General features: G+C 58.3%; 23 protein-coding genes and 5 tRNA genes. 8 read left to right on the top strand and 20 right to left on the bottom strand.

The window, feature by feature from the left end; genetic code table 11:
- Positions 1 to 29: 29 nt before the first annotated feature.
- The 3 genes from ACSAMM_RS04915 to ACSAMM_RS04905 all read left to right on the top strand — a co-directional run bounded on the left by ACSAMM_RS04915 (position 30) and on the right by ACSAMM_RS04905 (position 2489).
- A complete protein-coding gene (locus ACSAMM_RS04915; protein ID WP_025487523.1) occupies positions 30 to 830 on the top strand; it encodes a helix-turn-helix domain-containing protein in 801 nt (266 codons plus the stop codon).
- Positions 831 to 869: 39 nt separating this feature from the next.
- Complete coding sequence (locus ACSAMM_RS04910) at positions 870 to 1439, top strand: DNA-3-methyladenine glycosylase I (protein WP_005934810.1); 570 nt, start codon at positions 870 to 872, stop codon at positions 1437 to 1439.
- Between the two features lie 183 nt (positions 1440 to 1622).
- Positions 1623 to 2489, top strand: coding sequence for an aminoglycoside 6-adenylyltransferase AadE (locus ACSAMM_RS04905; RefSeq protein WP_001255868.1), 867 nt, complete (start codon positions 1623 to 1625; stop codon positions 2487 to 2489).
- Between the two features lie 598 nt (positions 2490 to 3087).
- On the opposite strand, the gene ACSAMM_RS04900 is transcribed toward ACSAMM_RS04905, so the two are convergent.
- The 3 genes from ACSAMM_RS04900 to ACSAMM_RS04890 all read right to left on the bottom strand — a co-directional run bounded on the left by ACSAMM_RS04900 (position 3088) and on the right by ACSAMM_RS04890 (position 4454).
- Positions 3088 to 3231 (bottom strand): helix-turn-helix transcriptional regulator, encoded by a 144-nt coding sequence (locus ACSAMM_RS04900; RefSeq protein ID WP_457790168.1) that lies wholly within the window; start codon positions 3229 to 3231, stop codon positions 3088 to 3090.
- Between the two features lie 90 nt (positions 3232 to 3321).
- Positions 3322 to 3870, bottom strand: a complete 549-nt coding sequence (locus ACSAMM_RS04895) for a chromate transporter (protein ID WP_457790166.1) — start codon at positions 3868 to 3870, stop codon at positions 3322 to 3324.
- A complete protein-coding gene (locus ACSAMM_RS04890; RefSeq protein WP_457790164.1) occupies positions 3867 to 4454 on the bottom strand; it encodes a chromate transporter in 588 nt (195 codons plus the stop codon). Before ACSAMM_RS04890 ends, ACSAMM_RS04895 begins: the two co-directional genes overlap by 4 nt.
- Positions 4455 to 4560: 106 nt before the next feature.
- On the opposite strand from ACSAMM_RS04890, the gene ACSAMM_RS04885 reads away from it, so the two are divergent.
- The 3 genes from ACSAMM_RS04885 (at position 4561) to ACSAMM_RS04875 (ending at position 8181) form a co-directional block, all read left to right on the top strand.
- Positions 4561 to 5439 carry a LysR family transcriptional regulator gene (locus ACSAMM_RS04885; RefSeq protein ID WP_457790163.1) on the top strand — a complete coding sequence of 293 codons (879 nt, stop codon included), beginning with the start codon at positions 4561 to 4563 and terminating at the stop codon, positions 5437 to 5439.
- Between the two features lie 65 nt (positions 5440 to 5504).
- Positions 5505 to 6359, top strand: coding sequence for a hypothetical protein (locus ACSAMM_RS04880; protein ID WP_457790161.1), 855 nt, complete (start codon positions 5505 to 5507; stop codon positions 6357 to 6359).
- A 229-nt stretch (positions 6360 to 6588) separates the two neighbouring features.
- The gene (locus tag ACSAMM_RS04875; RefSeq protein WP_457790159.1) at positions 6589 to 8181 is read left to right on the top strand and encodes a putative polysaccharide biosynthesis protein; all 1593 of its coding nucleotides are present in this window, start codon (positions 6589 to 6591) and stop codon (positions 8179 to 8181) included.
- On the opposite strand, the gene ACSAMM_RS04870 is transcribed toward ACSAMM_RS04875, so the two are convergent.
- Positions 8087 to 9826: a DUF4080 domain-containing protein gene (locus tag ACSAMM_RS04870; RefSeq protein WP_457790157.1), complete on the bottom strand. Its 1740-nt coding sequence runs from the start codon at positions 9824 to 9826 to the stop codon at positions 8087 to 8089. The genes ACSAMM_RS04875 and ACSAMM_RS04870 overlap by 95 nt on opposite strands.
- A 1329-nt stretch (positions 9827 to 11155) precedes the next feature.
- On the opposite strand from ACSAMM_RS04870, the gene ACSAMM_RS04865 reads away from it, so the two are divergent.
- Positions 11156 to 11455, top strand: coding sequence for a hypothetical protein (locus ACSAMM_RS04865; protein WP_457790156.1), 300 nt, complete (start codon positions 11156 to 11158; stop codon positions 11453 to 11455).
- Positions 11456 to 11468: 13 nt separating this feature from the next.
- Here the strand turns inward: ACSAMM_RS04865 and ACSAMM_RS04860 are convergent, their stop codons facing one another.
- From ACSAMM_RS04860 to ACSAMM_RS04845, 4 genes are all read right to left on the bottom strand, one after another.
- The gene (locus ACSAMM_RS04860) at positions 11469 to 11864 is read right to left on the bottom strand and encodes a hypothetical protein (RefSeq protein WP_457790154.1); all 396 of its coding nucleotides are present in this window, start codon (positions 11862 to 11864) and stop codon (positions 11469 to 11471) included.
- A gap of 36 nt (positions 11865 to 11900) precedes the next feature.
- Entirely contained in the window at positions 11901 to 13178 is a 1278-nt protein-coding gene (locus tag ACSAMM_RS04855) for a replication-associated recombination protein A (protein ID WP_457790152.1), read from the bottom strand.
- Between the two features lie 66 nt (positions 13179 to 13244).
- Positions 13245 to 13973, bottom strand: a complete 729-nt coding sequence (locus tag ACSAMM_RS04850; RefSeq protein ID WP_178724086.1) for an alpha/beta hydrolase-fold protein — start codon at positions 13971 to 13973, stop codon at positions 13245 to 13247.
- A 3-nt stretch (positions 13974 to 13976) separates the two neighbouring features.
- Positions 13977 to 15227 carry a serine hydroxymethyltransferase gene (locus ACSAMM_RS04845; RefSeq protein ID WP_178724088.1) on the bottom strand — a complete coding sequence of 417 codons (1251 nt, stop codon included), beginning with the start codon at positions 15225 to 15227 and terminating at the stop codon, positions 13977 to 13979.
- Between the two features lie 276 nt (positions 15228 to 15503).
- On the opposite strand from ACSAMM_RS04845, the gene nth reads away from it, so the two are divergent.
- Positions 15504 to 16205 (top strand): endonuclease III, encoded by a 702-nt coding sequence (gene nth, locus ACSAMM_RS04840; RefSeq protein WP_457790150.1) that lies wholly within the window; start codon positions 15504 to 15506, stop codon positions 16203 to 16205.
- On the opposite strand, the gene ACSAMM_RS04835 is transcribed toward nth, so the two are convergent.
- The 12 genes from ACSAMM_RS04835 to recN all read right to left on the bottom strand — a co-directional run bounded on the left by ACSAMM_RS04835 (position 16126) and on the right by recN (position 23609).
- Positions 16126 to 16563, bottom strand: a complete 438-nt coding sequence (locus tag ACSAMM_RS04835; RefSeq protein WP_457790148.1) for a putative ABC transporter permease — start codon at positions 16561 to 16563, stop codon at positions 16126 to 16128. The two genes, nth and ACSAMM_RS04835, sit on opposite strands and share 80 nt — an antisense overlap.
- 125 nt (positions 16564 to 16688) lie before the next feature.
- Complete coding sequence (locus ACSAMM_RS04830; protein ID WP_457790146.1) at positions 16689 to 17462, bottom strand: hypothetical protein; 774 nt, start codon at positions 17460 to 17462, stop codon at positions 16689 to 16691.
- A 76-nt stretch (positions 17463 to 17538) separates the two neighbouring features.
- Positions 17539 to 17613: transfer RNA gene (locus ACSAMM_RS04825), tRNA-Cys, on the bottom strand.
- Between the two features lie 46 nt (positions 17614 to 17659).
- Positions 17660 to 17735, bottom strand: a tRNA-Gly gene (locus ACSAMM_RS04820).
- A gap of 5 nt (positions 17736 to 17740) precedes the next feature.
- Positions 17741 to 17816, bottom strand: a tRNA-Phe gene (locus ACSAMM_RS04815).
- 5 nt (positions 17817 to 17821) lie between these two features.
- Positions 17822 to 17898: transfer RNA gene (locus ACSAMM_RS04810), tRNA-Asp, on the bottom strand.
- A 77-nt stretch (positions 17899 to 17975) separates the two neighbouring features.
- A tRNA-Val gene (locus ACSAMM_RS04805) sits at positions 17976 to 18051 on the bottom strand.
- Between the two features lie 88 nt (positions 18052 to 18139).
- On the bottom strand, positions 18140 to 19030 hold the full coding sequence (hslO, locus tag ACSAMM_RS04800) for an Hsp33 family molecular chaperone HslO (RefSeq protein ID WP_178725342.1): 891 nt from the start codon (positions 19028 to 19030) through the stop codon (positions 18140 to 18142).
- A 53-nt stretch (positions 19031 to 19083) separates the two neighbouring features.
- Positions 19084 to 19854, bottom strand: a complete 771-nt coding sequence (locus tag ACSAMM_RS04795; RefSeq protein ID WP_178725340.1) for a methyltransferase domain-containing protein — start codon at positions 19852 to 19854, stop codon at positions 19084 to 19086.
- Between the two features lie 26 nt (positions 19855 to 19880).
- Positions 19881 to 20180 (bottom strand): YerC/YecD family TrpR-related protein, encoded by a 300-nt coding sequence (locus tag ACSAMM_RS04790; RefSeq protein WP_457790143.1) that lies wholly within the window; start codon positions 20178 to 20180, stop codon positions 19881 to 19883.
- A gap of 161 nt (positions 20181 to 20341) precedes the next feature.
- Positions 20342 to 21571 (bottom strand): tyrosine--tRNA ligase, encoded by a 1230-nt coding sequence (gene tyrS / locus ACSAMM_RS04785; RefSeq protein ID WP_178725336.1) that lies wholly within the window; start codon positions 21569 to 21571, stop codon positions 20342 to 20344.
- Between the two features lie 376 nt (positions 21572 to 21947).
- The gene (recN, locus tag ACSAMM_RS04780; RefSeq protein WP_178725334.1) at positions 21948 to 23609 is read right to left on the bottom strand and encodes a DNA repair protein RecN; all 1662 of its coding nucleotides are present in this window, start codon (positions 23607 to 23609) and stop codon (positions 21948 to 21950) included.
- Positions 23610 to 23637 lie beyond the last annotated feature (28 nt).

Here is a 23637-nt window from a genome sequence, read left to right as displayed (position 1 = left end):
CATTTATCGGGCAGACAAGGAGGGAGAGCATGGAGTTATCCATACAGGAACGGCTAAAAGACCTGCGTGTGGAGCGTGGCTTGACGCTGGAACAGCTTGCGGAACAGACGCACCTCTCCAAATCTGCGCTTGGCAGCTATGAAGCGGACGAGTATAAGGACATCAGCCACTATGCCATTATCAAGCTGGCAAAGTTTTACGGCGTGACCGCCGATTATCTGCTGGGCCGTTCCCAAACAAAAAATCACCCAAACGCCGATCTTGCAGACCTGCGTTTGAGCGACGATATGATTGAACTATTGAAAAGCGGGCGGGTGGACAATTCTCTCTTGTGTGAACTGGCGGCACACCCGGATTTTCCCCGGCTTATGGCTGACCTTGAAATCTATGTGAACGGCGTGGCGGTGAAGCAGGTGCAGACCGCAAACGCCATTGTGGACGCTGTGAGTGCAACAATTATGAAACAACACAATCCCGGCTTGACCGACCCGCAGTTAAGGCAGCTTATCGCCGCCCATATTGACGACGACAGCTTTTGCCGCTATGTGATACAGCAGGACATAAACAAGATAGCCCTCGACCTGCGGGAAGCCCACAAGGACGATTTTTTCAGTGTCCCGGAGGACAATCCTCTGGAAGATTTCTTGCAGACCGCAGAGGAAACCACCAGAGAGGACAGCGACCCGGAGCAAGCGGCTTTGGCGTTTATCTGTAAGCGGCTTAAACTGAATTACAAGAAGCTGTCTGAGGAAGAAAAGAAGTGGCTGAAAAAGATTGCACAGAAGTCGGACTTGCTGAAAAATCCAAACCCACAGCGGGGGAGAAAATAAGTGGGCGACAAAAACAAATTTTACAAAACGGAGGATACCATGAAGAAAGACGATAGAGAAAGATGTTCGTGGGCAACCACAGAACTCTATAAAGAATACCATGATGAGGAATGGGGAAAGCCCGTTCATGATGATAGAAAACTATTTGAAATGTTGGTTCTTGAAGGTATGCAAGCCGGATTATCATGGCTGACGATATTAAATAAAAGAGCTGCATTTAAGGAAGCCTTCAACGAGTTTGATTATCAAAAAATTGCTCTCTATGACGAAACTAAAATTGATGAGTTAATGCAAAATCCCAATATTGTTCGCAATAGATTAAAAATTAAGTCAACAATCACAAACGCACAGCAATTTATCAAAATCCAAGAAGAATACGGAAGTTTTGATAAGTTTATTTGGTCTTATGTTAAGAATAGACCGATTCATAATCATTTCAAATCGGAAGCGGACATTCCTGCAACAACGCCACTTTCAGATAGAATCAGTAAGGACTTAAAAAAACGAGGCTTTAAGTTTGTAGGCAGCACGATTATATATGCGTATATGCAGGCAATCGGAATTGTAAATGACCATGTGAAAGGTTGCTATTTGTATGTACCAGAATAATTCAATATTTCGGTACAATTTATCGAGAGATAGCAAAGCCAGCCGAGCCAGTCAACGGTCAAGATGAACGGCGCATTTCATGCGCCGCCGTTGACAGTCCCGCCCGTCTTTGCTAAAGGGTAATCAAGGCGGGAAAGCCCTAAAATGGCTTCACACCTATTTCAATAATTGGAGGAGATAAAAATGAGATCAGAAAAGGAAGTTTATGATATTGTTTTGAATTTTGCAAAAACAGACAAACGCATTCGCATGGTTACTTTGGAAGGATCTAGAACAAATACAAATATTCCGCCTGATGATTTTCAGGATTTTGATATTACTTTTTTTGTTACGGATATGGACAGCTTCACAAGTGATGATAAATGGCTAGATATATTTGGTGAAAGGTTGATTCTGCAAAAGCCGGAAGATATGGAATTATTTCCAGCTGTAGAAAAGGGATTTTCATATTTAATGCTGTTTACTGATGATGTTAAGATAGATTTAACTTTGCTGCCGCTGGAACTGATAGACGAGTATTTTACATGGGATAAACTGGTAAAGTTACTGTTGGATAAAGACAACCGTATCGTAAAGCCGCCAATACCAACGGATATAGACTACCACTTGCAGAAGCCTACTCAAAGAATGTTTGACGATTGCTGTAATGAATTTTGGAATACTACAACATATGTAGTAAAGGGCTTATGCCGCAAAGAAATTCTTTTTGCTATTGACCATATGAATGATATAGTACGAAAAGAATTGCTTCGCATGATTTCCTGGCTGATTGGTATCAAACAGGGATTTCATTTCAGTTTGGGAAAAAACTATAAATTTATGAAGCAATATGTCCCAGAGGAATTGTGGGAACGACTTATGTCCACTTATAATATGGATTCCTATCCCCATATGTGGGAATCCTTTGAACAATGTATGGCATTGTTCCGGGAGGTTTCGTCAGAAGTGGCATGCCAGTTGGATTACCAGTATCCACTATATGATGAAAAAATCAGTAATTATGTGATTCGGCAAAAGAAAAAATATGGCATTGAAGATGATAACAAATAAAATTTTTTCAATCGAAAAAATTTATTTTGATTATTCAATTTTGAAAAACTGAATACCTCAAAATCAGAAAGAGCGCGGACAAGCACTTTGAGGGATTGGCCGCCTTGTCCACCCATTCAGTGGGACGGCGGGCGGCGGTCAAGGCCGGGTGTAACCCCGTTCATTTCAGCCTTGACGGTTGCCCGCTGTCCTGCTACTTTTCCGGGAGTGTGGCCACAACTTCGGGACACTTTGTCCACAAGTCGGAGCGTAGGACGAGGGACGGGGGCTTTCATATACGCCCAGTCTGCTGTTGAAACCAGACCTGTGCTTACGGCTCTACGCCACGCAAGCACAGCCCTGTTTTCCTGCCGCTTCAAATGCCCTTGCCCTCCCCGGCGGCAACGGCATTTTCACGGCAACGCCGACAGAGCGTATAACACACTACACTTTGCTTCGCAAAGTCGTGTGCCAAATGGGGGCGTTGCCCCCTTTGGAAACCCCCACAAGAAAAGGCGGTACGCTACCCCTCCACGGGGCGCATACCGCCTTTTCTTGTTATCCAGCCCTCCGGCTGTATCGGTTGAGCAAAAGTCAGCGTGGGATTGATGTGGTATCTTTATCTAAGTGAACCCCCGCTTTCCCATTTGGCCACCGCCTGCCGGGTCACGCCGATTTTCTCCGCCACCTCCTCTTGGGAATACTGGTGGCATTTCCGCAACCCGGCCAGGTTGGCCGCCAGTGGGCTTGTGGTTTCTTTCATACTTTTCACACCCCGTTCAATCCTAGTATACCAGAATGCCGCCGTATGACAACCAATTCCCGCTGACATTTTTCGTTCGTTTCGGTTGCTCTATATCCCGTATAGCAGCACGCCTGCCCCGCCGCTGAACAGCATCACCAGCATGGGATGAGGCTTGCCCAACCGCAGCCAGGTCAGCATGAGCGTCAGTAGGCACAGCCCCCTCCATTCGATCCCGCCCGTCGGCAGCCAGATCGACAGCATCACGATCGAAGCGGCCGCCGACGCGATCAGCCCAGCCGATGCGGCCCGCAGTCCGCCCAGCGCCTGTACCATCCCTGGCGACTGCCCGTACCGCCGGAACACCCCGAAAAGCAGCAGCGCGATCACACATCCGCACAGTACACATCCCGCCGTGGCCGCTATCGCCCCCGGTATCCCCGCCGTCCGCAGCCCCACAAAGGTGGAGACATTGACCGCCAGCGGCCCGGGCGTCATCTGGGAAATGGTCAGAATGTCGGTGAACTCCTGCAGCGTCAGCCAGTGCCGCCCCTCCACCACCTGCGCCTGAATCAGCGGGATGGTAGCGTATCCCCCGCCGATACTGCACAGCCCGATTTGCAAAAACTCCCAAAACAGCTCGCCAATCCCCGCCGTCATCTCCGCTTCCCCCCTTGTATCCAGCCCCGCATAAAGCAAATGCCCGCCCCGGCCGCCAGCACCGGCAGCACCGGCGCCTGCAGCAGGGTGCAGGCGATGAAGGTCAGCGGCACGATGGCGATGGTCAGCGGCTCCTTCTGCCGGAACACCGCCCGGCTCATGTCCACCACCACGTCTGCCACCAGCGCCGCCACCCCGGCCTCCATCCCCTTGAGCACGGCGGCGATCACCCGATTGGCCCGGAACGCCGCGTAGCACGCCGCCACCGCCGCCAGAATGCCCAGCGGCGGCAGCACCGCCGCCACGCAGCTGAGCACCGCCCCCGGCATTCCCGCCGTCCGATACCCCGCCAGCACCGCCAGGTTCACCGCGATGGCCCCCGGTGAGGACTGGGCGATGGCCGCCATGTCCAGCAGCTCCTCCTCGCTGAACAGCCCCTTTTTTTCCACAAACGCCTTGCGCACCATGGGCAGCACCACATACCCGCCGCCAAAGGTGAACGCGCTGATGTACAGATTCACACCGAACAGCCAAAGCATCCGCTTCGCCGTGCCATCCCGTCCCGCCTTGTGATCGTCTTTCACGCCCTATCCCTCCGTTCTCCCTCCAGTATATCGGTTGCCAATCCATAAATAAAATGCTATTATTTTATAGAATGGATTAGTATTTTATCATGAATAGGAGAGCGTCATGAACCTGCGCCAGCTGGAAGTGTTCCGCGCCGTCTGCGAGCAGGGCGGCTTCACCCGCGCCGCCCAGAGCCTGTATATGACCCAGCCCGCCGTGTCCCACGTTATCGCCGAGCTGGAAAAGGAAGCGGGCTGCCCCCTGTTCGACCGGATTTCCCGACGGATTTACCTGACTGAAGCGGGCCGAATTTTCTTGGAAAAGGCTCGCCAAATCCTCGAGCTGCACGAGGAGCTGTCCGCCGGCTTTCCCGCCCTGACCGGGCAGGCACCCCTACGCATCGGCTCCGGCATCACTATCGCCAACTTTCATCTCCCCACCATTCTGCGCCGCTGCCGCCGCCTGGATGGCTTTCCCTCTGTCCGGGTGACGGTGGATCAGGCCGGCCGGATCGAGGAAGCCCTGCTGAACAGCGAGCTGGACGTCGCCCTTATCGAAGGCGTCGTCCGTCACCCGCACCTCATCCGGCAGCCCTTCTCCTCCTACGACATGGCTGCCTTCTGCGCCCCGTCTCATCCCCTGGCCACCCGCAGCCCCCTCTCCCTGGACGACCTGCTGACGGCGGAGCTTCTCCTGCGGGAGCCGGGCAGCGCCATTCGCGACGCCTTCGACAGCGCCCTGCTCCTGCGCGACCGCTGCGCCGAGCCCGCCTGGACGAGCGTCAACTCCCCCGCCCTGGCCGCCGCTGCCCGGGAAGGGCTCGGCGTCGCCGTCCTCCCCGCCTGCCTGACGGAAGCCGACGTCGCCGCCGGCCGCCTTGTCCGCCTGGAGGTGGAGGGGCTGACCCTGCGCAACCAAAATCAACTGGTGGTTCATCGGGATAAAACCATCACCCCGCCTCTGCGCCTGTTTATGGAGGCTGTGACGGCTGAAGAGGGATGAATTCCTTGACAATCCGCCTCCCCGCGCCGTATACTGAAAGCATCATTTTGGAAAGCGGGATGACGATGAAAAAAGTGCCTCTGGCCGATTATCAGGCCATGGAAGCCCAGTCCGCCGAGTGGCGGGTGAAAGCCGCCGCCCTGGATAAGGAACTGCAGGCCGCCCGAGACGACGCCAAGCACCTGCGGGAGCAGCTGGATAAACAGCAAGCCGAAACCGCCTCCCTGACCCGGGAGCTGGACGAGCTGCGCAGCCTGAACGATACGCTCCGCCTTCAGGCGGAACAGCTCCGGCAGGAGGCCGAGGAAGCCCGCCAGGCGAAATCCGCCTACGCGCCCTATCTGCCCGCCATTTCCAAGATCTACGGCATGGCCTGTGAAAGCGCCGGCAATATCGTGCGGATGGCCGGAGAGGAAACCGACGCCTTCGCCCTGCGCCTCTCCTCGCAAGCCGCCGCCTCCCGGGAAGAGACTGCCCGCGTCCTGCAAAATTTGGAGGCCGCCCGCGCCCAGCTGGGCAGCGTCCTGCCGGCCCTGCAGCAAACCTTGCAGCAAGCGCTGGAGCAGACCGACCTCTTCCTGCGCCAGGCGGAATCGATTCCCCAGTCCTTTGAGGATGTGGAACGCTGGCGGCAGGCCCTGCTGGCCCGCTTCGAGGAGGAGAACGCTTCCTTCCATGAGCGTTCCCGTTCCGTCGCCGAGCCGAACGCCCCCGCCCGTCCGGCGGAGCCACTGTTCAGCGCGCCCGTCCCCTCTCCCCGGCCGGTGCCCATCGCGCCTCCTCCCGCCTGCGCGCCGGCCCCCGCGCCGATTCCGCAGCCGGCCATCCCGGCTCCCGCCCCGGTTCCCCTGCCGGAATCCCCTCCTCTCTCCGTCCAGCGCCCCAACATCAAAAAGACCCTGGATAAATACGCGATTTAGAAAAAGACCCGGGGAAAAGCGGCGCGCCATTAGCGGAGAATCCAAGCCGGGTTCCGCCGCTTTGCAAGAAATGGCTCAGTGGAACAAGTTCCACTGAGCCATTTCTTCTTAAAAGGTGCGCACCGAAATCCCGGGTCTTTTTCCGCTCCCCAACGGCTTGTCATAATCTGTCCCGCTTTCTCCATATATATAGAGCAAAGCGCGCATTGTTCGGACGGGGAGTGTTACATTGAAGAAATCCACCTTTATCAAAAACGCCTTTATCATGACCGCCACCGCGCTGCTGCTGCGCACCATCGGCATGTTTTTCCGGGTGTATATGTCCAACAAAATCGGCGCGGAGGGCATGGGCCTTTACCAGCTGATTTTTTCCATCTATGTGCTGGGCAGCACCTTCGCCACCTCCGGTATCTGTACCGCCGTCACCCGCCTGGTCACCGACGAGCTGGTCACCGGTACCAAGAAATCGGTGAACGCCGTTCTGCGCAAGGCCATCGTCCTCAGCGTCCTCATCGGCGTCGTGTCCGCCCTCCTCATCTTTTTCGGCGCCGATCCCATCAGCCGGTACTGGCTCAAGGATTTGCGGGCCGTTCCCGCCCTCAAGGTACTCTGCTTCTCCCTGCCCTCCATGGGGGTATCCTCCTGCCTGCGCGGCTACTTCATCGCCCGCCGGAAAGCCGCCTCCCCCTCCCGCGCTCAGATTTTCGAGCAGATCGTGCGCATCGGGGTGGTGGTGTTTCTCATCGATCGCTTCGCCGTCCTCGGCCTGACCTTCGCCTGCGTGGCCGTCATGCTGGGCGATACCCTGGCGGAAATCGCCTCCTGCCTGTACCTGGCCGCCGGGTATTTCCATGACCGCCGCAAGGTGAAAATCCCCCCGTCGCCTCCGGTGAAGCAGCGCCACGGCGTGCTCTACCGCCTGCTGGCCATCGCCGCCCCCATCACCGCCGGCCGATACCTGAACACCATCCTGCGCACCATTGAAAACATCCTGGTGCCCAGCACCCTGACCAAATACAGCGGTTCGAAGGAAAAGGCCCTGTCCTCCTTCGGGGCTCTCAAAGGCATGGCCATGCCCCTGCTGTTTTTTCCCTCGTCCTTTCTCAATTCCCTGTCCACCCTGCTGATCCCCGAAATCTCCGAGGCCTCCGCCCTCCATCAGCAGAAAAAGGTCAACCGGGCCGTGGGCCTGACCCTCCAGATCACCCTCCTGTCCTCTATCCTGCTCAGCGGCCTGTTCACCATGTTCGCCCGGGAACTGGGCCTCGTGATTTACAACAGCGAGGAGGTCGGCTTCCTGCTGCTGGTGCTGGCCCCCCTGATGCCCATCATGTACGTGGAAAGCGTGGTGGACGGCATGCTCAAGGGCCTCAACCAGCAGGTCAGTTCCCTGAAATACATGCTGCTGGACTCCAGCTCCCGCATCGTGCTCATCCTCTTCCTGGTTCCCTCCCGGGGGATGGAAGGCTTTCTGTTCATTATGGTGCTCAGCAACCTGCTCACCTGCTTCCTCAATACCCACCGCCTGTTGTCCGTCACCGGCATGAAGCTGAAATGGAGCACCTGGATCCTAAAGCCCGTCCTGGCCATGTGCACCGGCGCTGCCTCGGTTCTCCTGCTGATCAAAGCCACGCCCCTGCACACCCTGCCGAGGATTTGGATCCTCATCATCGGCGGCGTGCTGGCCGCCGGCCTCTACTGCTTGCTGCTCCCCCTGCTGGGCTGCATCACCCGGGAAGATTTGCGGCATCTCCGCCCCTCCCGTCGGCGGGAGCCTCCAGAAGTGCCGGAGGAACCGGCCGCAGCGCGTACCGATTGGTGACCGGATCCGGCGCGTCGTACCGCACCACGACCGCCCGGCCGCCGAAGCTGTAAAGGATGGCCGCGCCCCGCTGTCCTCCGGCGGGCTCCGCCTCCGCCAACCGGCGCTTCAGCCACCCCAGCGCCTTGTCCGTTACCTGAAGGCAGGGCGGCAGCAGCCCGCCCCGCACCGCCGCCAGCCGGTCGCAGACCATTATGTCCCGCAGCCGCCCCCGGTCGATCCCCGGTAAGGCCGCCAGTTCCTCGAAAATCGCCGCCGTGTAAGCGTCCAGGCTCATCCCCTCCGGCCGGATCCCCCGCTGGATCAGCCCGTCGGCCAGCGTGTCCAGCAGGGCGAAGGGCGTCGTCTCCGCCGCCCGCAGCGCATACGCCAGCGTCAGGCGGAACCGCCCGCTGTTGTGCAGCCGCTCCAGCACGTCCTCCAGCCGGCTCAGCCGGGCTGTGTCCGCCTCGTCCAGCCACCGGCTGCGGATGAACGTATACGGCGGATCTTTCCGGTAATCGAGCCCCAGTTCCTCCGCCTGCCGCCGCAGCCGGGAGCCGTGCAGCAGCTTGAGAAATCCCAGCTGCAGCATGTGCGGCCGCAGCCCGTAAGCGCGGTTGAAGCTGCCCGCGAAGGTTTCCAAGTCCTCGTAGGGCAGCCCGGCAATGAGATCGATATGTATATGGATGTTTCCCGGCCGCAGCAGCCGCTTCAGGTTGCGGCACAGCTTGTCGAGGTCGGTCTTCCGGCTGACCGCCCGCAGCGTCGGCTCGTGGAAACTCTGCAGCCCCGCTTCCATCTGGAACAGCCCCGCCGGGGCCGTGGCCAGCAGATCGAGCGTCCGATCGTCGAAGAGATCCGCCCCTACCTCAAAGTGGAAGCAGACGCCGCCGGGAATGGCGGCGTTTTTCGCCTGTTCGATGAGAAAGCGGAACAAATCGAAGGCCCGTTCCGCCTGGCAGTTGAAGGTGCGATCCACCAGCTTGACGGTCTTCGTCCCCGCCCCCGCCAACAGCAGCAGCTCCCGTTTGGCCCGGTTTAGTTCAAAAAAACGTACCCCCTCGTGCCGCCCCGACAAGCAGAACGCGCAGGAAAACGGACATCCCCGGGAGGTTTCCAGATAGGCGATCCGTCCCCGCAGCGCCGCCAGATAGGCGGGACCATAAGGAGAGGGCGGATCCTCCGTAATCCCTTCGGCCGGACAAGCCTCTATCTCCCCGTTCGCGGCACGGCTATATACCCCCGGGATCCCTGTGAGCGCCTCGCCCGCCGCCAGCCGGTCGAGAATCCGGGCAAAGCCGCGCTCCCCCTCGCCCACCTGTACCGCCGTCACCATGGGGAAATCCCGCAGGATTTCCGCCGCCCGGAAGCTCGCCTCCGGTCCGCCCAGTAAAATGCGCGTTTCCGGCGCGCGCTCCGCCACCCGGGGCAGCAGCTGCCGGATGACCGCCCAGTTCCAGATATAGCACGAAAAGGCCAGCACATCGGCCGGCCTTTCCAGCAGCAGCCGAAGCAGCTCCTCCTCCGGCTGGTTGATGGTCCCTTCCAGCACCCGTACCTCCGGCGCGGAGCGGCACCATGCCTCCGCCGCCGCCTTGAGATACCACGGCGCCAGCGCGGAATGGATGTATTGGGAATGAATCGCGCAAAGAATAATAGTCAAAGAAGGTTCCTCCAAAAAGTTTTCGCGGAGAGTGGCGCAGCCACTCTCCTGCCTTTCCTGCAAAAGGCGGCGGGGTCGAGGGGCAGCGCCCCCGCCGCGTCACGCAGGACGCGGAATCCCTCCCCCTCAAAAAAGCGCAGGAGGGGCTTTTTACGGCGGGGAACCCTCGCCGGGGGTTCCCCGATTGACCGAAGGGCAATATAACCCTATCGGGCTTAGCGTAGGTATGCGGGGCAGAACCCCGTACTCCTCTCGCGGCTGTGAGCCGCCCGCACCCCCTCTTTTCCTTTTCTAGAAAAAGAAAAGATGGGGGAGAAAAGAAAAAACATGGCCAACAGACGCGCAGGAAAAGAACACGTCGAATTTTTTTGTCCTATCAATCAGCGTGTGCGCTCGCCGTGGGGGAACCCCCCACTGGAAGAACGAGGCTACGCCCCGTTCTTCACCCCCCCATGTAGGAAATAAATCCTGAAAAATATTCGGCACTATAGTTCGCAACAGCGCCTATCAACCGGAACGCGTGTCCTTTTCCCGCGCTACGGGCGCGCTGACGCGCGTAGTATACTTGGGCGATCGCCCAAATTGTACAATCGAGTGTGGTCTCCCCGTCTTAAGACGGCGAGCCCTATCAATCGAGCCCGGATAAACACCCGCTTGCGGCTACCTTCTACGGATCCCCGTATGGGCTCGGCGGTCTAAGCCGACGAGACCGGCAGAGGCAGAGCATCCCCCCTTGTCTCTTGGTTCTCCCTATGCAGCGCAGCCTCAAGACAGTCGGTCGCCCGACTTTCCGCAACGTGTGGCTACGCACAGGCGAGGCGGGGCTGGCAGAAAGCAGAACGTTGCATCCGCATGATTATTAGCGGGCGTACCTGTGGCGACACGAGCGCTAAAAGTTTCTATTTTTCTTGTAAGGGGCCGAAGCCCGCAGCGACACAGGGGGTGTTGCGAGGCTGTGAATTATTTTCACGCCGCCGGAAAGGTTGCATAAGGCTTTTTCTTTCTCCCCCATCTTTCTTTTTCACGCACGAAAAAGAAAGATGGGGTGCGGGGCGGCTCACAGCCGCGAATAGCCCGCGGGGTTCATCCCCCGCATACCAACGCAACCCCCGACAAAACCATAATTAACAAAAAATTCATAGACAATCTGACGGTTTCATCTGACCAATCTGCAGTTTATTTCATAAATCCAAGAGTTGTACGCTCCCGGCATTATCCTTATTCCGCCAATCTTCGACCATTGATTTTTTTGGTACTAGCCATATACTTATAAGCCGAGGGGCCTGTAAAAACCGCCTCTGCGAAAATTCGTAAAGGAGTGCACCCACCATGTCCTATCAAGCCGAAGCTCTTGAAAGAGCCAAGCTCAAATTCCTTGGCGTTTACCTGCAATGCGGCGGCTCCCCCGGCCAGTATCTGCTGGAGCATGACGAAACCGAGGAGGAACTGACCAGCCGGACGCGCGGCGAGCTGGAAACCCTGCTCCAGGACATGGCGCGGAGCGAGGACATCCTGGAAGCCGCCGAAAGCTACAGCGAGGCCTGCCAGCGCGTCGGCTTTTATTCCGGCATCAAGATCGGCGCCCGGCTGATGCTGAGCCTGACGGAGGACGCGGACATCGTCTTTTAGAAGCGATGATCGCCTACCGCCCCTGCTCATCCAGGGTCAACCCCACCGTGTAAAAGCTGTATACATTGTCCTCCGCTCCGTTCAGCAGCCGCTTGTATACCTTGCTGACCGGCGCCATCTGCCAGCCGCCCTCTTTGTTTAGAATGGGCTCGCCCTCCGTCAAATCCCAGGCATATCCCTTGGCGGCCAGCCCGCCGCGCAGCATGGCCTCCCCCAGATAGCACCCGAAGGTCAGCGCCTCGCTCCGGATTTGCTCCTCGGAGGGCAGAGCCATCTCCCGGTGAAGGTTTTCGAGCATCCCCTCCAGCGCCTGCACGCTGGCCTCGCTGAAATCCAGCTGCACCCCCATGGCTCGCCCGCGCTTGACCGCCTGGCGGATATATCCCCGCAAAGAGTTTCCCTGTCGCATCTGTAAAGACCTCCTGTAGCCGTCCAATATACGCGGCTATTTTCCGTACTTTTCCCGCACGGCCGCCCAGTAGGCCTGATAGGCCTGCTCGTTTTTGTTATTCCCCGGGACATAGTAAGCGGCGTTTCTCAACGCGTCGGGCAGATACTGCTGGTCTACCCAGCTTCCTGGATAATCATGGGGATAAAGATAATGCTGCCCCTTCACCGCCGCGTCCTCCCCGTCGTAATGCTTGTTTTGCAGCTGCCGGGGGATCGGCCCCGCCTTGCCCGCCTGCACATCCGCCAGCGCGGCAAAATACGCGTTGTGCGCCGTGTTGGATTTGGGGGCCAGGCTGACCAGCACCACCGCATCCGACAGAGGCATACACGCCTCGGGCAGGCCGACCTGCATCGCCGCGTCCACCGCCGCCTTGACAATGGGGATGATCATCGGATAGGCCAGCCCCACGTCCTCGCAGGCCGTCACCAGCAGCCGACGGCAGGCGGAGGGCAGATCCCCCGCTTCCAGCAGCCGGGCCAGATAATGCAGCGCCGCGTCCGGGTCGGATCCCCGCATGGACTTCTGGTAGGCCGAGAGAATGTCGTAATGCTCGTCCCCTTCCCGGTCGTATTTCATAGCGCTGCGCTGTGCCAGCTGCCGGGCCGTGTCCAAAGTGACGTTCCGCCCGCCGTCGGCGGCGGGCGGGGTGGCCAGCACGCAGAGCTCCACCGCGTTGAGCGCCTTGCGCACGTCGCCTCCGCAGGCCGCCGCAATGTGCGCGGTCACGCCTTTTTCCGGATGGATGGGAACCTGCTGCTCCTCCTCCAGGAAAGCGAACCCCCTTGTCACCGCCTGCTCCACATCCGGCGGCTCCACCGGCTTGAACTCGAACACCGTCGAGCGGCTGAGTACCGCGTTGTACACGTAAAAATACGGGTTTTCGGTGGTGGAGGCAATGAGGGTGATCCGCCCGTTCTCAATATGTTCCAACAGGCTCTGCTGCTGCTTTTTGTTGAAATACTGGATCTCGTCCAGGTACAGCAGAATGCCGTTTATCCCCGCCAGGGTGTCCAGCTCCTCCACCACCGCCTTGATGTCAGCTGTGGAGGCGTTGGTGCCGTTGAGCTTGTGCAGACGCATGTCGGATCGCTGTGCGATGATGCGGGCCACCGTGGTCTTTCCCACCCCCGAAGGGCCGTAAAAAACCAAATTGGGGATCCGCCCGGAATCGATGATGGTGCGCAGGGCCTTCCCCTGCGTAAGCAGATGCCGTTGGCCCACTACATCATCCAGAGTGTCGGGCCGCATCCGGTCGGCCAGTGGTGCCGTCATTCGTGTCCCGCCTTTCCTTTATCCAAAAGCGCGTAAAGCCTATAGGCTTTACGCGCTTTACCGTCGTTATCTGCCCTCGAAAAAGAAGGCCAGCGCCCGTCGGACGCTTTCATCCCAGAAATGGTAATCATGGGTTCCCGGCCAGATCTCCAGCGGATGATCCCATCCCAGCGCGTCCAGATGGGCGGAAAACCGCCGGTTGTCCTCCAGAAGGAAATCCTCGGTCCCGCAGCTTATATACAGCCGTGGCCGTTCCCCTGCCGTCTTCTCTGCCAGCCGGAAGAGATCGTCCTCCGCCCGCAGCGTCCCGCCGCAGGTTGCCTGGAAAATGTCCGGGTGGGAATCGAGCCGGGCGGCCACATCCACCGCGCCCGAAAAGCTGGCCGCCGCCGCGTACCGCTCCGGACGGGACAGCGCCGCCTTCATCGCGCCGTAGCCGCCCATGGACAGCCCGGCCACGAAGTTGTCCTCCCGCCGGGCCGATACCCGGAACAGGCGCTGGCAGAGCGCCGGCAGCTCGTCGACGATATAGGTGAAATACCGCGGCCCGTTCGTCATGTCGCAGTAGAAGCTGCGCTGCACCTCGGGCATGATCACCGCCACGCCCCATTCCTCCGCGTACCGGTCGATGTCCGTGCGCCTCACCCAGGAGGTGTGATCGTCCGACAGGCCGTGGAGCAGATAGAGGACGGGCATGTCCCCCGTCCTGTCCCGCCGCTCCCCAGGGAGGGACACGGTCACTCCCGTGTTCATCCCCAGGCTCTCGGCGTACAGGCTTCCCGCAAACAGCGCCATGGCTTAGTACAGCGGGTACTGGGCGCACAGGGCGGACACGCCGTCCCGCACCGCGTCGGCGCGGCCCTCGAAATCCGCCACCACGTCGGCGATGAAGCCCGCGATGCGATCCATGTCCGCTTCCTTCAGGCCCCGGCTGGTCACCGCCGGGGTGCCAATGCGGATCCCGCTGGTCACGAAGGGAGACAGCGGCTCGTTGGGGATGGTGTTCTTGTTGACGGTGATGTACACCTCGTCCAGCCGGTGCTCCAGCTCCTTGCCGGTGATGCCGGTTTCCCTCAGGTCCATCAGCATCAGATGGTTGTCCGTGCCGCCGGACACCAGCTTGAGCCCCCGGGAGGTCAGCCCGTCGGCCAGCGCCTTGGCGTTTTTGACGATCTGATCCTGATAGGCTTTGAATTCCGGGGCCATGGCCTCGCCGAAGCAGACGGCCTTGGCCGCGATGACGTGCATCAGCGGGCCGCCCTGGGAGCCGGGGAACACCGCCTTGTCGATGGCTTTGGCGTAGGCTTCCTTGCACAGGATCATGCCGCCGCGGGGCCCCCGCAGGGTCTTATGGGTGGTGGTGGTCACCACGTCGCAGTAGGGTACCGGGTTCATGTGGTTGCCGGCGGCCACCAGTCCCGCGATGTGGGCCATGTCCACCATCAGCAGTGCGCCGCAGGCGTCGGCGATTTCCCGCAGGAGATCGAAGCGGATTTCCCGGCAGTAGGCGGACGCGCCAGCCACGATGAGCTTGGGGCGAACCTCCAGCGCCAGCGCCTTCACCTTGTCATAGTCGATATAGCCGGTTTCCTCGTCCACGCCGTAGGGGACGAAGTTGTACAGCTTGCCGGAGAAATTGACCGGGGATCCGTGGGTCAGATGCCCGCCGTGGGCCAGGTTCATCCCCAGCACTGTGTCGCCGGTCTCCAGCAGGGCGAAATACGCCGCCTGGTTGGCCTGCGCGCCGGAATGGGGCTGGACGTTGGCATGCTCCGCGCCGAACAGCTTGCAGGCCCGTTCCCGCGCGATGTTCTCCACCACATCTACTTCCTGGCAGCCGCCATAATAGCGCTTGCCCGGATACCCTTCGGCGTATTTATTGGTCAGGACGCTGCCCATGGCCGCCATCACCGCGGGGGACACGATATTTTCCGAAGCGATCAGCTCCAGATTCCGGCGCTGACGGAGCAGCTCGCGCTCCATGGCCTGCCCGACTTCCGGATCCGCGTTTTTAACAAAACCGATGGTATCCATCATATCTGCGTACATGTGTTGCTATCCCCTTTTTTAAACAATATATTCCTATATTACCACCTTCCCACCGGGGAGCGCAACCCTTCCCCGCGCTTTTTTCCATTTTTCTCGTTTTTTTATATTTATGCACTTTTATGCAAACCCCGTCTTTCTGCCAATCCCTCCCGTTTGACAGGAAATGGACTTCGTGATACACTGAACCCGGTAGAAAATGAGCGAAAAAACGCGAATTCGTGCGAAGCGAAGAGCGGTTTGCAACGATAAAATGCGAAAGAAAGGGAAAAAATCGCCATGAAAAAGAAAGAATTGGCGCTTCTGGCCATCGAAAAGCTGAAGGAGCGCTACCCGGAAGGCATCTGTTCCCTCACCTATACCGACCCTCTCCAGCTCCTCATCGCCACCCGCCTTTCGGCCCAGTGCACCGACGCACGGGTCAATATGGTGACCCCTGCTCTCTTCGCCCGTTTCCCCACCTTGGAGGCCTTTGCCGAGGCCTCTGCGGAGGAAGTGGGTGAATACATCCGCTCCTGCGGCCTGTACAAAACCAAAGCCCGGGACATCGTGGCCCTGGCCATCATGCTGCGAGACGAGTACGACGGGGTGATTCCCGACACGGTGGAGGAGCTCATTAAGCTCCCCGGTGTGGGCCGCAAAACGGCCAATCTGGTGGCGGGCGACATCTACGGCCGCCCCGCCGTGGTCGCCGACACCCACTGCATCCGCATCGCCGGCCGGCTGGGCTTGGTGGATTCCAAGGATCCCTACAAGGTGGAGATGGCGCTGAAAAAGCTGCTGCCTCCCGAGGAAAGCAACAGCTTTTGTCATCGCCTTGTTCTGTTTGGCCGGGACGTGTGCTCGGCCCGTTCGCCCCGCTGCGGCGCCTGCCCCTTGCAGGACGCCTGTCCCTCCAGGGTCAGCCTTGCTCCTTCGCCGGACGGCGGCGGATCCGCCCCGTCTCCAGCCAAGAAAAAAAGAAGCGGTACAGCGGAATAGCCACGATGCTCAGCAGCCCCCACAGCACGGAATACAGCAGGCACACCTGGCCCATAATATTGAGCGGGAACCCGCTGTAGTCCCAGACGTTCATGTGCAACTTGAGATTGAACAGGCAGCCGCTGAAAAACTCCACGGCCGTCACGGCGGCGGAGCAGAGCAGGCAGCGGCGGAACAGTCCCCACTTCACCAGGGCGGTCTGAATGTAGCCGATGAGCTGAAAGCACAGCCCGCCCACGATGAACATGGACCAGTGGGTATAGCCCCGCCACAGAATTTCGATGAGATTGTACAGCGCGCCTCCGATGAGAAAGATACCTACCTGGCATCGCAGCTTCGTCCAAAAATGATTTTTCATGGGCAGTCGTCCATTCCTTTTCCGGTATTGCATACTTAGTCTGTCCGTCCGCCAAAACCGGTATACCATGAAAAATCTGGCCAGAAAAACCCTCTTCACAGAAGTGAAGAGGGTTTTTCTGGATGCTATATTTGCTCTTCAAAAAATCGGCTTTTATATCCGAGGCTTTTTAAATAAGAAAACGCCGCATTAAGTTTTTCTTCAAAATCCGGCTGATACGCAGGATAATCCGGATAAAAGTATTGCTCATGTATCATGACGCGAATTGCATCACGATCGGATAAAGCTTTCAGCTTTGCAAGTATTTCGTCTCTAGAAAAAGAATTCATCACAATATCTATAGCCGCAAAAGCTATCGTCCCTTTTGTCACTATCGCGCCGTTTCGAATCCGTGCAGCATCCATTTCTTCAATGCCATAAGATGTTCGCGGGTGCGTTTCATCGCCGAAAAGCCCAAGCAAACCGATCACTTTATTATCAGCAATCGCCTTTAATCCCTCCGCCGTTGCAAGACAATAATGAACCGTGGTGGTTTTCGCCAAATTCTTGAGAGAAGCAAAGTGTATTATCCGATCGTTTACCGCTTTGCAGTCCCGATACACTTCATCATATCCGGAAAACTCATATGGTTTGATGTTCTCCACATCGGAATGAAAAGATAGTTTAAGCCAATCGGCATTATTTTCCCATTCCGAACAATAAGCGTCACTCATTTGAAAAAGATTAAAACCGTCAGCGCGATAAAACAAATTCAACTGTACTTTTAATCCGTATTTCTCATGCAGTCTTCTATACAAGGAAAGGTACGGATGCTCAAATATGCTTATATATGTATTCTCTGTTATTTCCTTCAAGAAGCGAATATTATCATCAACCGTAAAACAAAAGCTTTTTTCCATAGCAGAACACTCCTTAAACTAGGGGTAGTAAGAAGATATAGTAAAAAATCCCGAACGCTTACGCATTCGGGATTTTTGGAGGCGACACCCAGATTTGAACTGGGGAATCAGGGTTTTGCAGACCCATGCCTTACCACTTGGCTATGTCGCCATGGATAGTAAAAGACGCCAAAATCCTTTTGACGTCCTTTACTCCTTGGAGCGGCTTACGAGGCTCGAACTCGCTACCTCCACCTTGGCAAGGTGGCGCTCTACCAGATGAGCTAAAGCCGCGGGGATGGTGCCTCCGGCCGGAATCGAACCAGCGACACGTGGATTTTCAGTCCACTGCTCTACCGACTGAGCTACAGAGGCAAATTTGGCGACCCGGAACGGGCTCGAACCGTCGACCTCTAGCGTGACAGGCTAGCGTTCTAACCAGCTGAACTACCGGGCCAAATCCAAATAAGAGATATCAACGCGGCGGCGGGTTGCCCCCTTCGCAGACGCTGACAACGGGGATACACCCCGCGTTGGTGGGAACAACAGGGCTCGAACCTGTGACCCCCTGCTTGTAAGGCAGGTGCTCTACCAGCTGAGCTATGCTCCCGAAGGCGCCGCCGTCGGCGACGCTGTATATAATACTACGGATGGGGCGGTTTGTCAACAGGTTTCTGCAAACTTTTTTGAATAATTTCTCATTTCGTGGTACGCGCCGACTCCGCTGCCAGAACCTCCAAATCCTTGGCGGAAAACCGGTATACAGCGTCGCAGAATTGACAGGTGGCCTCCACCTTTCCCTCGTCGTCCGGCAGCTGGAGAAGTTCCTCCGGTTTCATGGACAGCAGGGCGCGCTCCACCTTTTGCCGGGAGCAGGTGCAACGATACGCCGGCTCATAGGTATCCAGAATATCGAAAGGCATGCCTTCCAGGGCCTTGGCGCAGATATCCGCAGGCGTCATCCCCTTGGACAGCATCACCGTCATCGGCTCGAGTGCCGCCACGTTTTTTTCTACCTGATCAATGACCGCTTCCGGGCAGAAGGGCAGCAGCTGGATAAGCAGCCCACCCGCCGCCTGCACGGTCAAATCGGGATTCACCAGAACCCCCAGGGCGCAGACGGTGGGGGTCTGCTCGCTGACCGCATAGTACTGGGTAATATCCTCCGCGATTTCGCCGGAAACCAGGGGGGTACAGCCCACATAGGGCTCTGCCCCGCCCGAGTCCCGCATGACATAGAGCATCCCCTGGGTCCCTACGGCCCCGCTGACGTCCAGCTTGCCATTCGTCTTCAGCGGGATTTCCACCACAGGATTGGCCGCGTAGCCCCGCGCGTTCCCCTCACTGTCCGCCACGGCCATCACCGTGCCGGCAGGGCCGTTGCCGCTGAGCTTCAGGGTCACTGAGTCGTCCCGGCCCTTGAGCAGTATTCCCATCATGGAGGAAGCGGTCAACAGGCGGCCCAGCGCCGCAGTCACGACGGCGGACGGATGGTGGATGCGTTCCGCCTCGGCCACCATGTCGGTGGCGTCCATCGCCATAGCCATCACAGTGGCGTCGGTCGTCAGGCAGCGAATCACTTTACTCATAGTGTATACAATCCTTTTCCAATTGGTTACAACCATTTTTTGTCTTCTTGCGTCTAAACGCTCTTTTGGTAATAGGCCGTGCGGTTAGCCGCCACCAGCACCCAGCGCTGGCAATCCTCCGTCGGCGGCTCCTCGGTGCGCTCCCCATACACGGCCAACAGCTCGAAATCGGCTTCCTTCAGCAGCCGCTCCCAGGTGGACAACGAGTAGGCGCGTTCTCTGACTACGTCGGTCATTCGCTCATACAGGCCGCCTTCCTCCACAAAGAAATCCAGCGTCATCTCCACCTCACAGGTACGGCCGATAAAGCGATTGCGCCAGACACACAGGAAATCCTCCTCCTCGAACACGAAGGCATTGTCTCCCAGAATCTCTCGGTGTTTATACGGGGTGTTGGCGTCGAACACCAGCAGGCCTCCCGGCTCGATAAACAGGCCCAGACGACGGAACACCTCTGCCAAGCCGGCGGTATTGGTGATGTGGTTTAGACTGTCCAGCAGGCAGACCGCGCCGCTGACCGTGCCGAACAAATCCAGCTCCCGCATATCCTGCTCCAGGAACATCAGCTCGAGATCCCCCCGCGCCGCCTTGGCCATGGCCAGGGACAGCATGTCCTCCGAGCCGTCCACGCCGATGACATCCACGCCCCGGGAGGCCAGCTCCAGCGACAGGCTGCCAGAACCGCAGGCTAGATCGAGCAGCGTCTCGGGGCGTCCCCTTCCATGCTTCTCAAACAAAGACAGCAGATAGTCCGCCCACGACCCATAAGCCACATCGGTGGTCAGCCGGTCATAGAATTCCGCAAACACGCCGTAACCGCCCATGGTTCCCCGTCCTTTCCCGCAGCGTTTTACTCCCCGTCTTCCTTCAGCATCCGTGAAAAGACCATATCATACGCATCGCAGCCATAAATCAGGGAACGATTCACCCGGCTGATAGTGGCGGTGGAGGCACCGGTAGCAGCCACAATGTCGCTGTACACCCGCTTATCGCTGAGCATTTTGGCCACCACGATCCGCTGGGACAAGGCCTTGATTTCCGCCACGGTACACAAATCCTCAAAGAACTGGTAGCACTCCTCCATGGTGTGCAGCTGCAGAATCGCCTGAAACAAAAAATCCGTATTCGTATCCTTGATTTTTGAATTCATGGTTTATCCCCCTATTTTTCGCCTTATCTTTCCATAGGACTCCCCCAAAAGGGAGGCCCGCATCTCCCTTCTGTATTTTAGCACACTACAGCGTGAAAATAAAGAGAAAAGGAGCGGAAGCAACATGAAAATTTGCTTCCGCCCCCCATAAATGGCGTTCGTTATCCCAGAATCACCTTATGAAAGGCCTTTTTGCCCTTTTTCAAGACCACATAGCCTTTATCAAAGGCGGCTTTTTTAACCGATTCCGTCAGGCTGGTCACCTTGACATCGTCAACGGCAATGCCCCCCTGCTCGATCAGGCGGCGGGCCTCGCCGCGGGATGGTGCCAGCTTGGTCAGCACCAACAGGTCGATGACCGAAACGGCATCCTGCGCAAAGATGTCCTCGCCAACGGTGGTGGACGGCATGTTGGCGCTGGCGGAACCGGCGCCGAACAGCGCGCGGGCGGCCTCCTGTGCCTTGTCCGCCTCCTCCTTGCCGTGCACCAGGGCGGTCACCTCATAGGCCAGCCGTTCTTTGACCGCGTTGATGGCGCTGCCCTCCGCCTTGGCCATCTCCCGAATCTCCTCCACCGGCACAAAGGTCAGCAGGTTCAGACATTTGATGACGTCCGCGTCGTCCACGTTGCGCCAATACTGATAGAATTCATACGGAGAGGTTTTCTCCGGATCCAGCCAAACGGCACCTTTTTCGGTCTTACCCATTTTCTTGCCTTCGGAGGTGGTCAGCAGGGCGAACGTCATGCCGTACACCTCTTTGGCCGCCTTCCGGCGGCAGAGCTCCACGCCGCCGATGATGTTGCTCCACTGGTCGTCGCCGCCCAGCTCCAGCTGGCAGCCGTAGTGCTGATTCAGGTAGAAGAAATCGTAGCTCTGCATCAGCATATAGTTGAATTCCAGAAAGGACAGGCCACGTTCCATCCGGGTTTTGAAGCATTCGAAGGTCAGCATGCGGTTGACCGAGAAATGAACGCCCACCTCCCGAAGAAAGTCGATATAATTCAAATCCCGCAGCCAGTCGCCGTTGTCCACCATCAGGGCCTTACCATCGGAGAAATCCACGAATTTGGACATCTGCTTTTTAAAGCAGTCCACGTGGTGCTGGATGGTATCGACGGTCATCATCTTGCGCATGTCCGTCTTTCCCGTGGGATCGCCGACCATGCCGGTGCCGCCGCCCAGCAAGGCGATGGGCCGATGCCCAGCCCGCTGCATATGCGCCATCACCATCATCTGCACAAAGTGGCCCACGTGCAAGCTGTCCGCCGTGGGATCAAAGCCGATGTAGAAGGTGACCGGCTCGCTCCCTCCCAGCAGCTCGCGGATTTTCTCCTCGTTGGTGGCCTGGGCGATCATGCCGCGGGCCTTCAGTTCGTCGTACACATTCATGTCTTGACCATTCCTTTCCGTTCGTTCGGGGCCGGCAGACAACAAAAAACGCCCTCTGCCAAACCAGCAGAGGGCGGAAATACCGCGGTACCACCTCTATTTACCCATTCCTTACGAAACAGGCCTCACGGGCATCTTTCAGACCAATGCCCCTGCGCTGTAACGTGCGCGCACGGCTCCCTTACTGCGCCTTTCAGGCGGTTCGGTTCGCGGCTCCGGGATGTATTTCCTCCTGCCGTCCCTCCGCTTTTCACCAGCCAGCGGTTCTCTGCGCGGACAAGCCGGGAGTACTTCTTCCCTTCTTTGCCTATGAGGGCATTAAAGCACATTTCGCCGGAAAAGTCAAGCCCCGGATTTCTGGAAATTCAACCGGCGGCTACATCTGGGAAAGCATCTCCCGGGCGGCCACGCGGGCGGCCTCACTCACCTCGCCGCCGATGATACGGGCCAGCTCCAGCTCGCGCCCTTCCTCGTCCAGGGGGGCGACCTGCGTATAAGTGCGGCCGTCCCGCACCTGCTTGGCAATCAGCAGATGATGATGCGCCTGCGCGGCGATCTGCGCCAGATGGGTGACACAGAGAATTTGCCGGTTTTTCGCCGTCTGACGCAGCTTAATCCCCACCTTGAGGGCAGCGCGACCGCTGATGCCGGTGTCCACCTCGTCAAAAACCAGCGTATCGATATCGTCCACCTCGGCCAGCACCGATTTCATAGCCAGCATAATCCGGGACAGCTCGCCGCCGGAGGCAATGCGGGAAATGGGCTTGGCCGGCTCCCCGGGATTGGCCGCGATGAGGAATTCCACCCGATCCCCGCCGACGGCGGTCAGGGGAGCGGATTCCATGGACACCTCCAGAGTTACGCCGGGCATGTCCAAAAACGCCAGTTCCTCCCCCACCCGGCGGGTAAAGAGGGCGGCGGCGTCCCGACGGGCAGTCGTCAGCTTTTCCGCGGCGGCAATGAGGTCTTCCCGGGCAGTTTCCAGCTCCGCCCGCAGACGGGCCGCCAGTTCGTCGGACATTTCAATGGTCTCCAACTCTTGGCGAGCCTGCTCCAGAAATTCCAGAGCCGCCTCCTCGGAGCCGCCGTATTTCGTGGTCAGACGGCGGATGATTTCCAGACGCGATTCAGTCCGCTCCAAATCCTCCGCGTCGAAATCCAGCTGATCCGCATAGCTGCGCAGATCCTCCGCGCATTCCTCCAGCTCGTACAGCAGCCCTTCCACCCGCTGGGAAACCGGCTGCAACTCCTGCATGAAGCGGCCCGCATCTGCAAGGGACGACGCAGCCCCGGACAGAGCCGCAATCGCGCCGCCGGTTTCCTCGTCGCCGCTAAGCGCGGCGCGGGCGGCCTGCAGGGAGGAGGCCACCCGTTCCGCGTTCCGGTACAACGTCCGCTGGGACAGGAGGGTTTCCTCTTCTCCCGGGCGCAGAGCGGCCCCTTCGATCTCCTCCAGCTGGAAACGGAGCAAATCCAGACGGCGCTCCTTGAGCGTCTCGTCCATATCCACCTTTTTGAGCCGATGGCGGATATCGCAGTACCGGCGGTAGGCCGTCTCGTAGACCGCCCGTACCGGCAGCAGACCGCCGAGCCGATCCAGGTACTCCACATGCTTTTCCGGCGCCAGCAGAGCCTGGTTTTCGTGCTGGCCGTGGATATTGACCAGCATCCGGCCCACGGTGCGCAGCATGGCGACGGTGGCCGGACGACCATTGATGCGGCAAGAACCCTTCCCCTCGGAGGAAATACTCCGCTGGATGAGCCAAGTGCCATCCTCATCCGGCTCAAAGCCCATTTCGCCAAGACGGGCGGCCGCCTCCTCCGAAATCCCGGTAAAGAGGGCGGAGACATGGGCCTGTGCGCTCCCAGTGCGCACCAAATCGCGGCGGATCCGCTCTCCCAGCACTGCGTTAATGGAGTCGATGACGATGGACTTACCGGCGCCGGTTTCGCCCGTCAGGACATTCAGGCCGGAATCGAAGACGATATCCGCCTTCTCGATTACGGCGATATTTTCAATATGCAGGCTCACCAGCATCGAGGCATCCGCCCCTTTCCAGGCAAAT

The sequence above is a fragment of the Anaeromassilibacillus sp. SJQ-5 genome, assembly GCF_054108045.1.
This window is presented reverse-complemented; position numbering and strand designations above follow the sequence as displayed.

Bases quoted from the DNA above. Each gene is read 5' to 3' on its own strand.
- ACSAMM_RS04915 (WP_025487523.1), top strand. From the start codon at position 30: ATGGAGTTATCCATACAGGAACGGCTAAAAGACCTGCGTGTGGAGCGT.
- ACSAMM_RS04910 (WP_005934810.1), top strand. From the start codon at position 870: ATGAAGAAAGACGATAGAGAAAGATGTTCGTGGGCAACCACAGAACTC.
- ACSAMM_RS04905 (WP_001255868.1), top strand. From the start codon at position 1,623: ATGAGATCAGAAAAGGAAGTTTATGATATTGTTTTGAATTTTGCAAAA.
- ACSAMM_RS04900 (WP_457790168.1), bottom strand. From the start codon at position 3,231: ATGAAAGAAACCACAAGCCCACTGGCGGCCAACCTGGCCGGGTTGCGG.
- ACSAMM_RS04895 (WP_457790166.1), bottom strand. From the start codon at position 3,870: ATGACGGCGGGGATTGGCGAGCTGTTTTGGGAGTTTTTGCAAATCGGG.
- ACSAMM_RS04885 (WP_457790163.1), top strand. From the start codon at position 4,561: ATGAACCTGCGCCAGCTGGAAGTGTTCCGCGCCGTCTGCGAGCAGGGC.
- ACSAMM_RS04880 (WP_457790161.1), top strand. From the start codon at position 5,505: ATGAAAAAAGTGCCTCTGGCCGATTATCAGGCCATGGAAGCCCAGTCC.
- ACSAMM_RS04865 (WP_457790156.1), top strand. From the start codon at position 11,156: ATGTCCTATCAAGCCGAAGCTCTTGAAAGAGCCAAGCTCAAATTCCTT.
- ACSAMM_RS04860 (WP_457790154.1), bottom strand. From the start codon at position 11,864: ATGCGACAGGGAAACTCTTTGCGGGGATATATCCGCCAGGCGGTCAAG.
- ACSAMM_RS04855 (WP_457790152.1), bottom strand. From the start codon at position 13,178: ATGACGGCACCACTGGCCGACCGGATGCGGCCCGACACTCTGGATGAT.
- ACSAMM_RS04850 (WP_178724086.1), bottom strand. From the start codon at position 13,973: ATGGCGCTGTTTGCGGGAAGCCTGTACGCCGAGAGCCTGGGGATGAAC.
- ACSAMM_RS04845 (WP_178724088.1), bottom strand. From the start codon at position 15,227: ATGTACGCAGATATGATGGATACCATCGGTTTTGTTAAAAACGCGGAT.
- nth (WP_457790150.1), top strand. From the start codon at position 15,504: ATGAAAAAGAAAGAATTGGCGCTTCTGGCCATCGAAAAGCTGAAGGAG.
- ACSAMM_RS04835 (WP_457790148.1), bottom strand. From the start codon at position 16,563: ATGAAAAATCATTTTTGGACGAAGCTGCGATGCCAGGTAGGTATCTTT.
- ACSAMM_RS04830 (WP_457790146.1), bottom strand. From the start codon at position 17,462: ATGGAAAAAAGCTTTTGTTTTACGGTTGATGATAATATTCGCTTCTTG.
- hslO (WP_178725342.1), bottom strand. From the start codon at position 19,030: ATGAGTAAAGTGATTCGCTGCCTGACGACCGACGCCACTGTGATGGCT.
- ACSAMM_RS04795 (WP_178725340.1), bottom strand. From the start codon at position 19,854: ATGGGCGGTTACGGCGTGTTTGCGGAATTCTATGACCGGCTGACCACC.
- ACSAMM_RS04790 (WP_457790143.1), bottom strand. From the start codon at position 20,180: ATGAATTCAAAAATCAAGGATACGAATACGGATTTTTTGTTTCAGGCG.
- tyrS (WP_178725336.1), bottom strand. From the start codon at position 21,571: ATGAATGTGTACGACGAACTGAAGGCCCGCGGCATGATCGCCCAGGCC.
- recN (WP_178725334.1), bottom strand. From the start codon at position 23,609: ATGCTGGTGAGCCTGCATATTGAAAATATCGCCGTAATCGAGAAGGCG.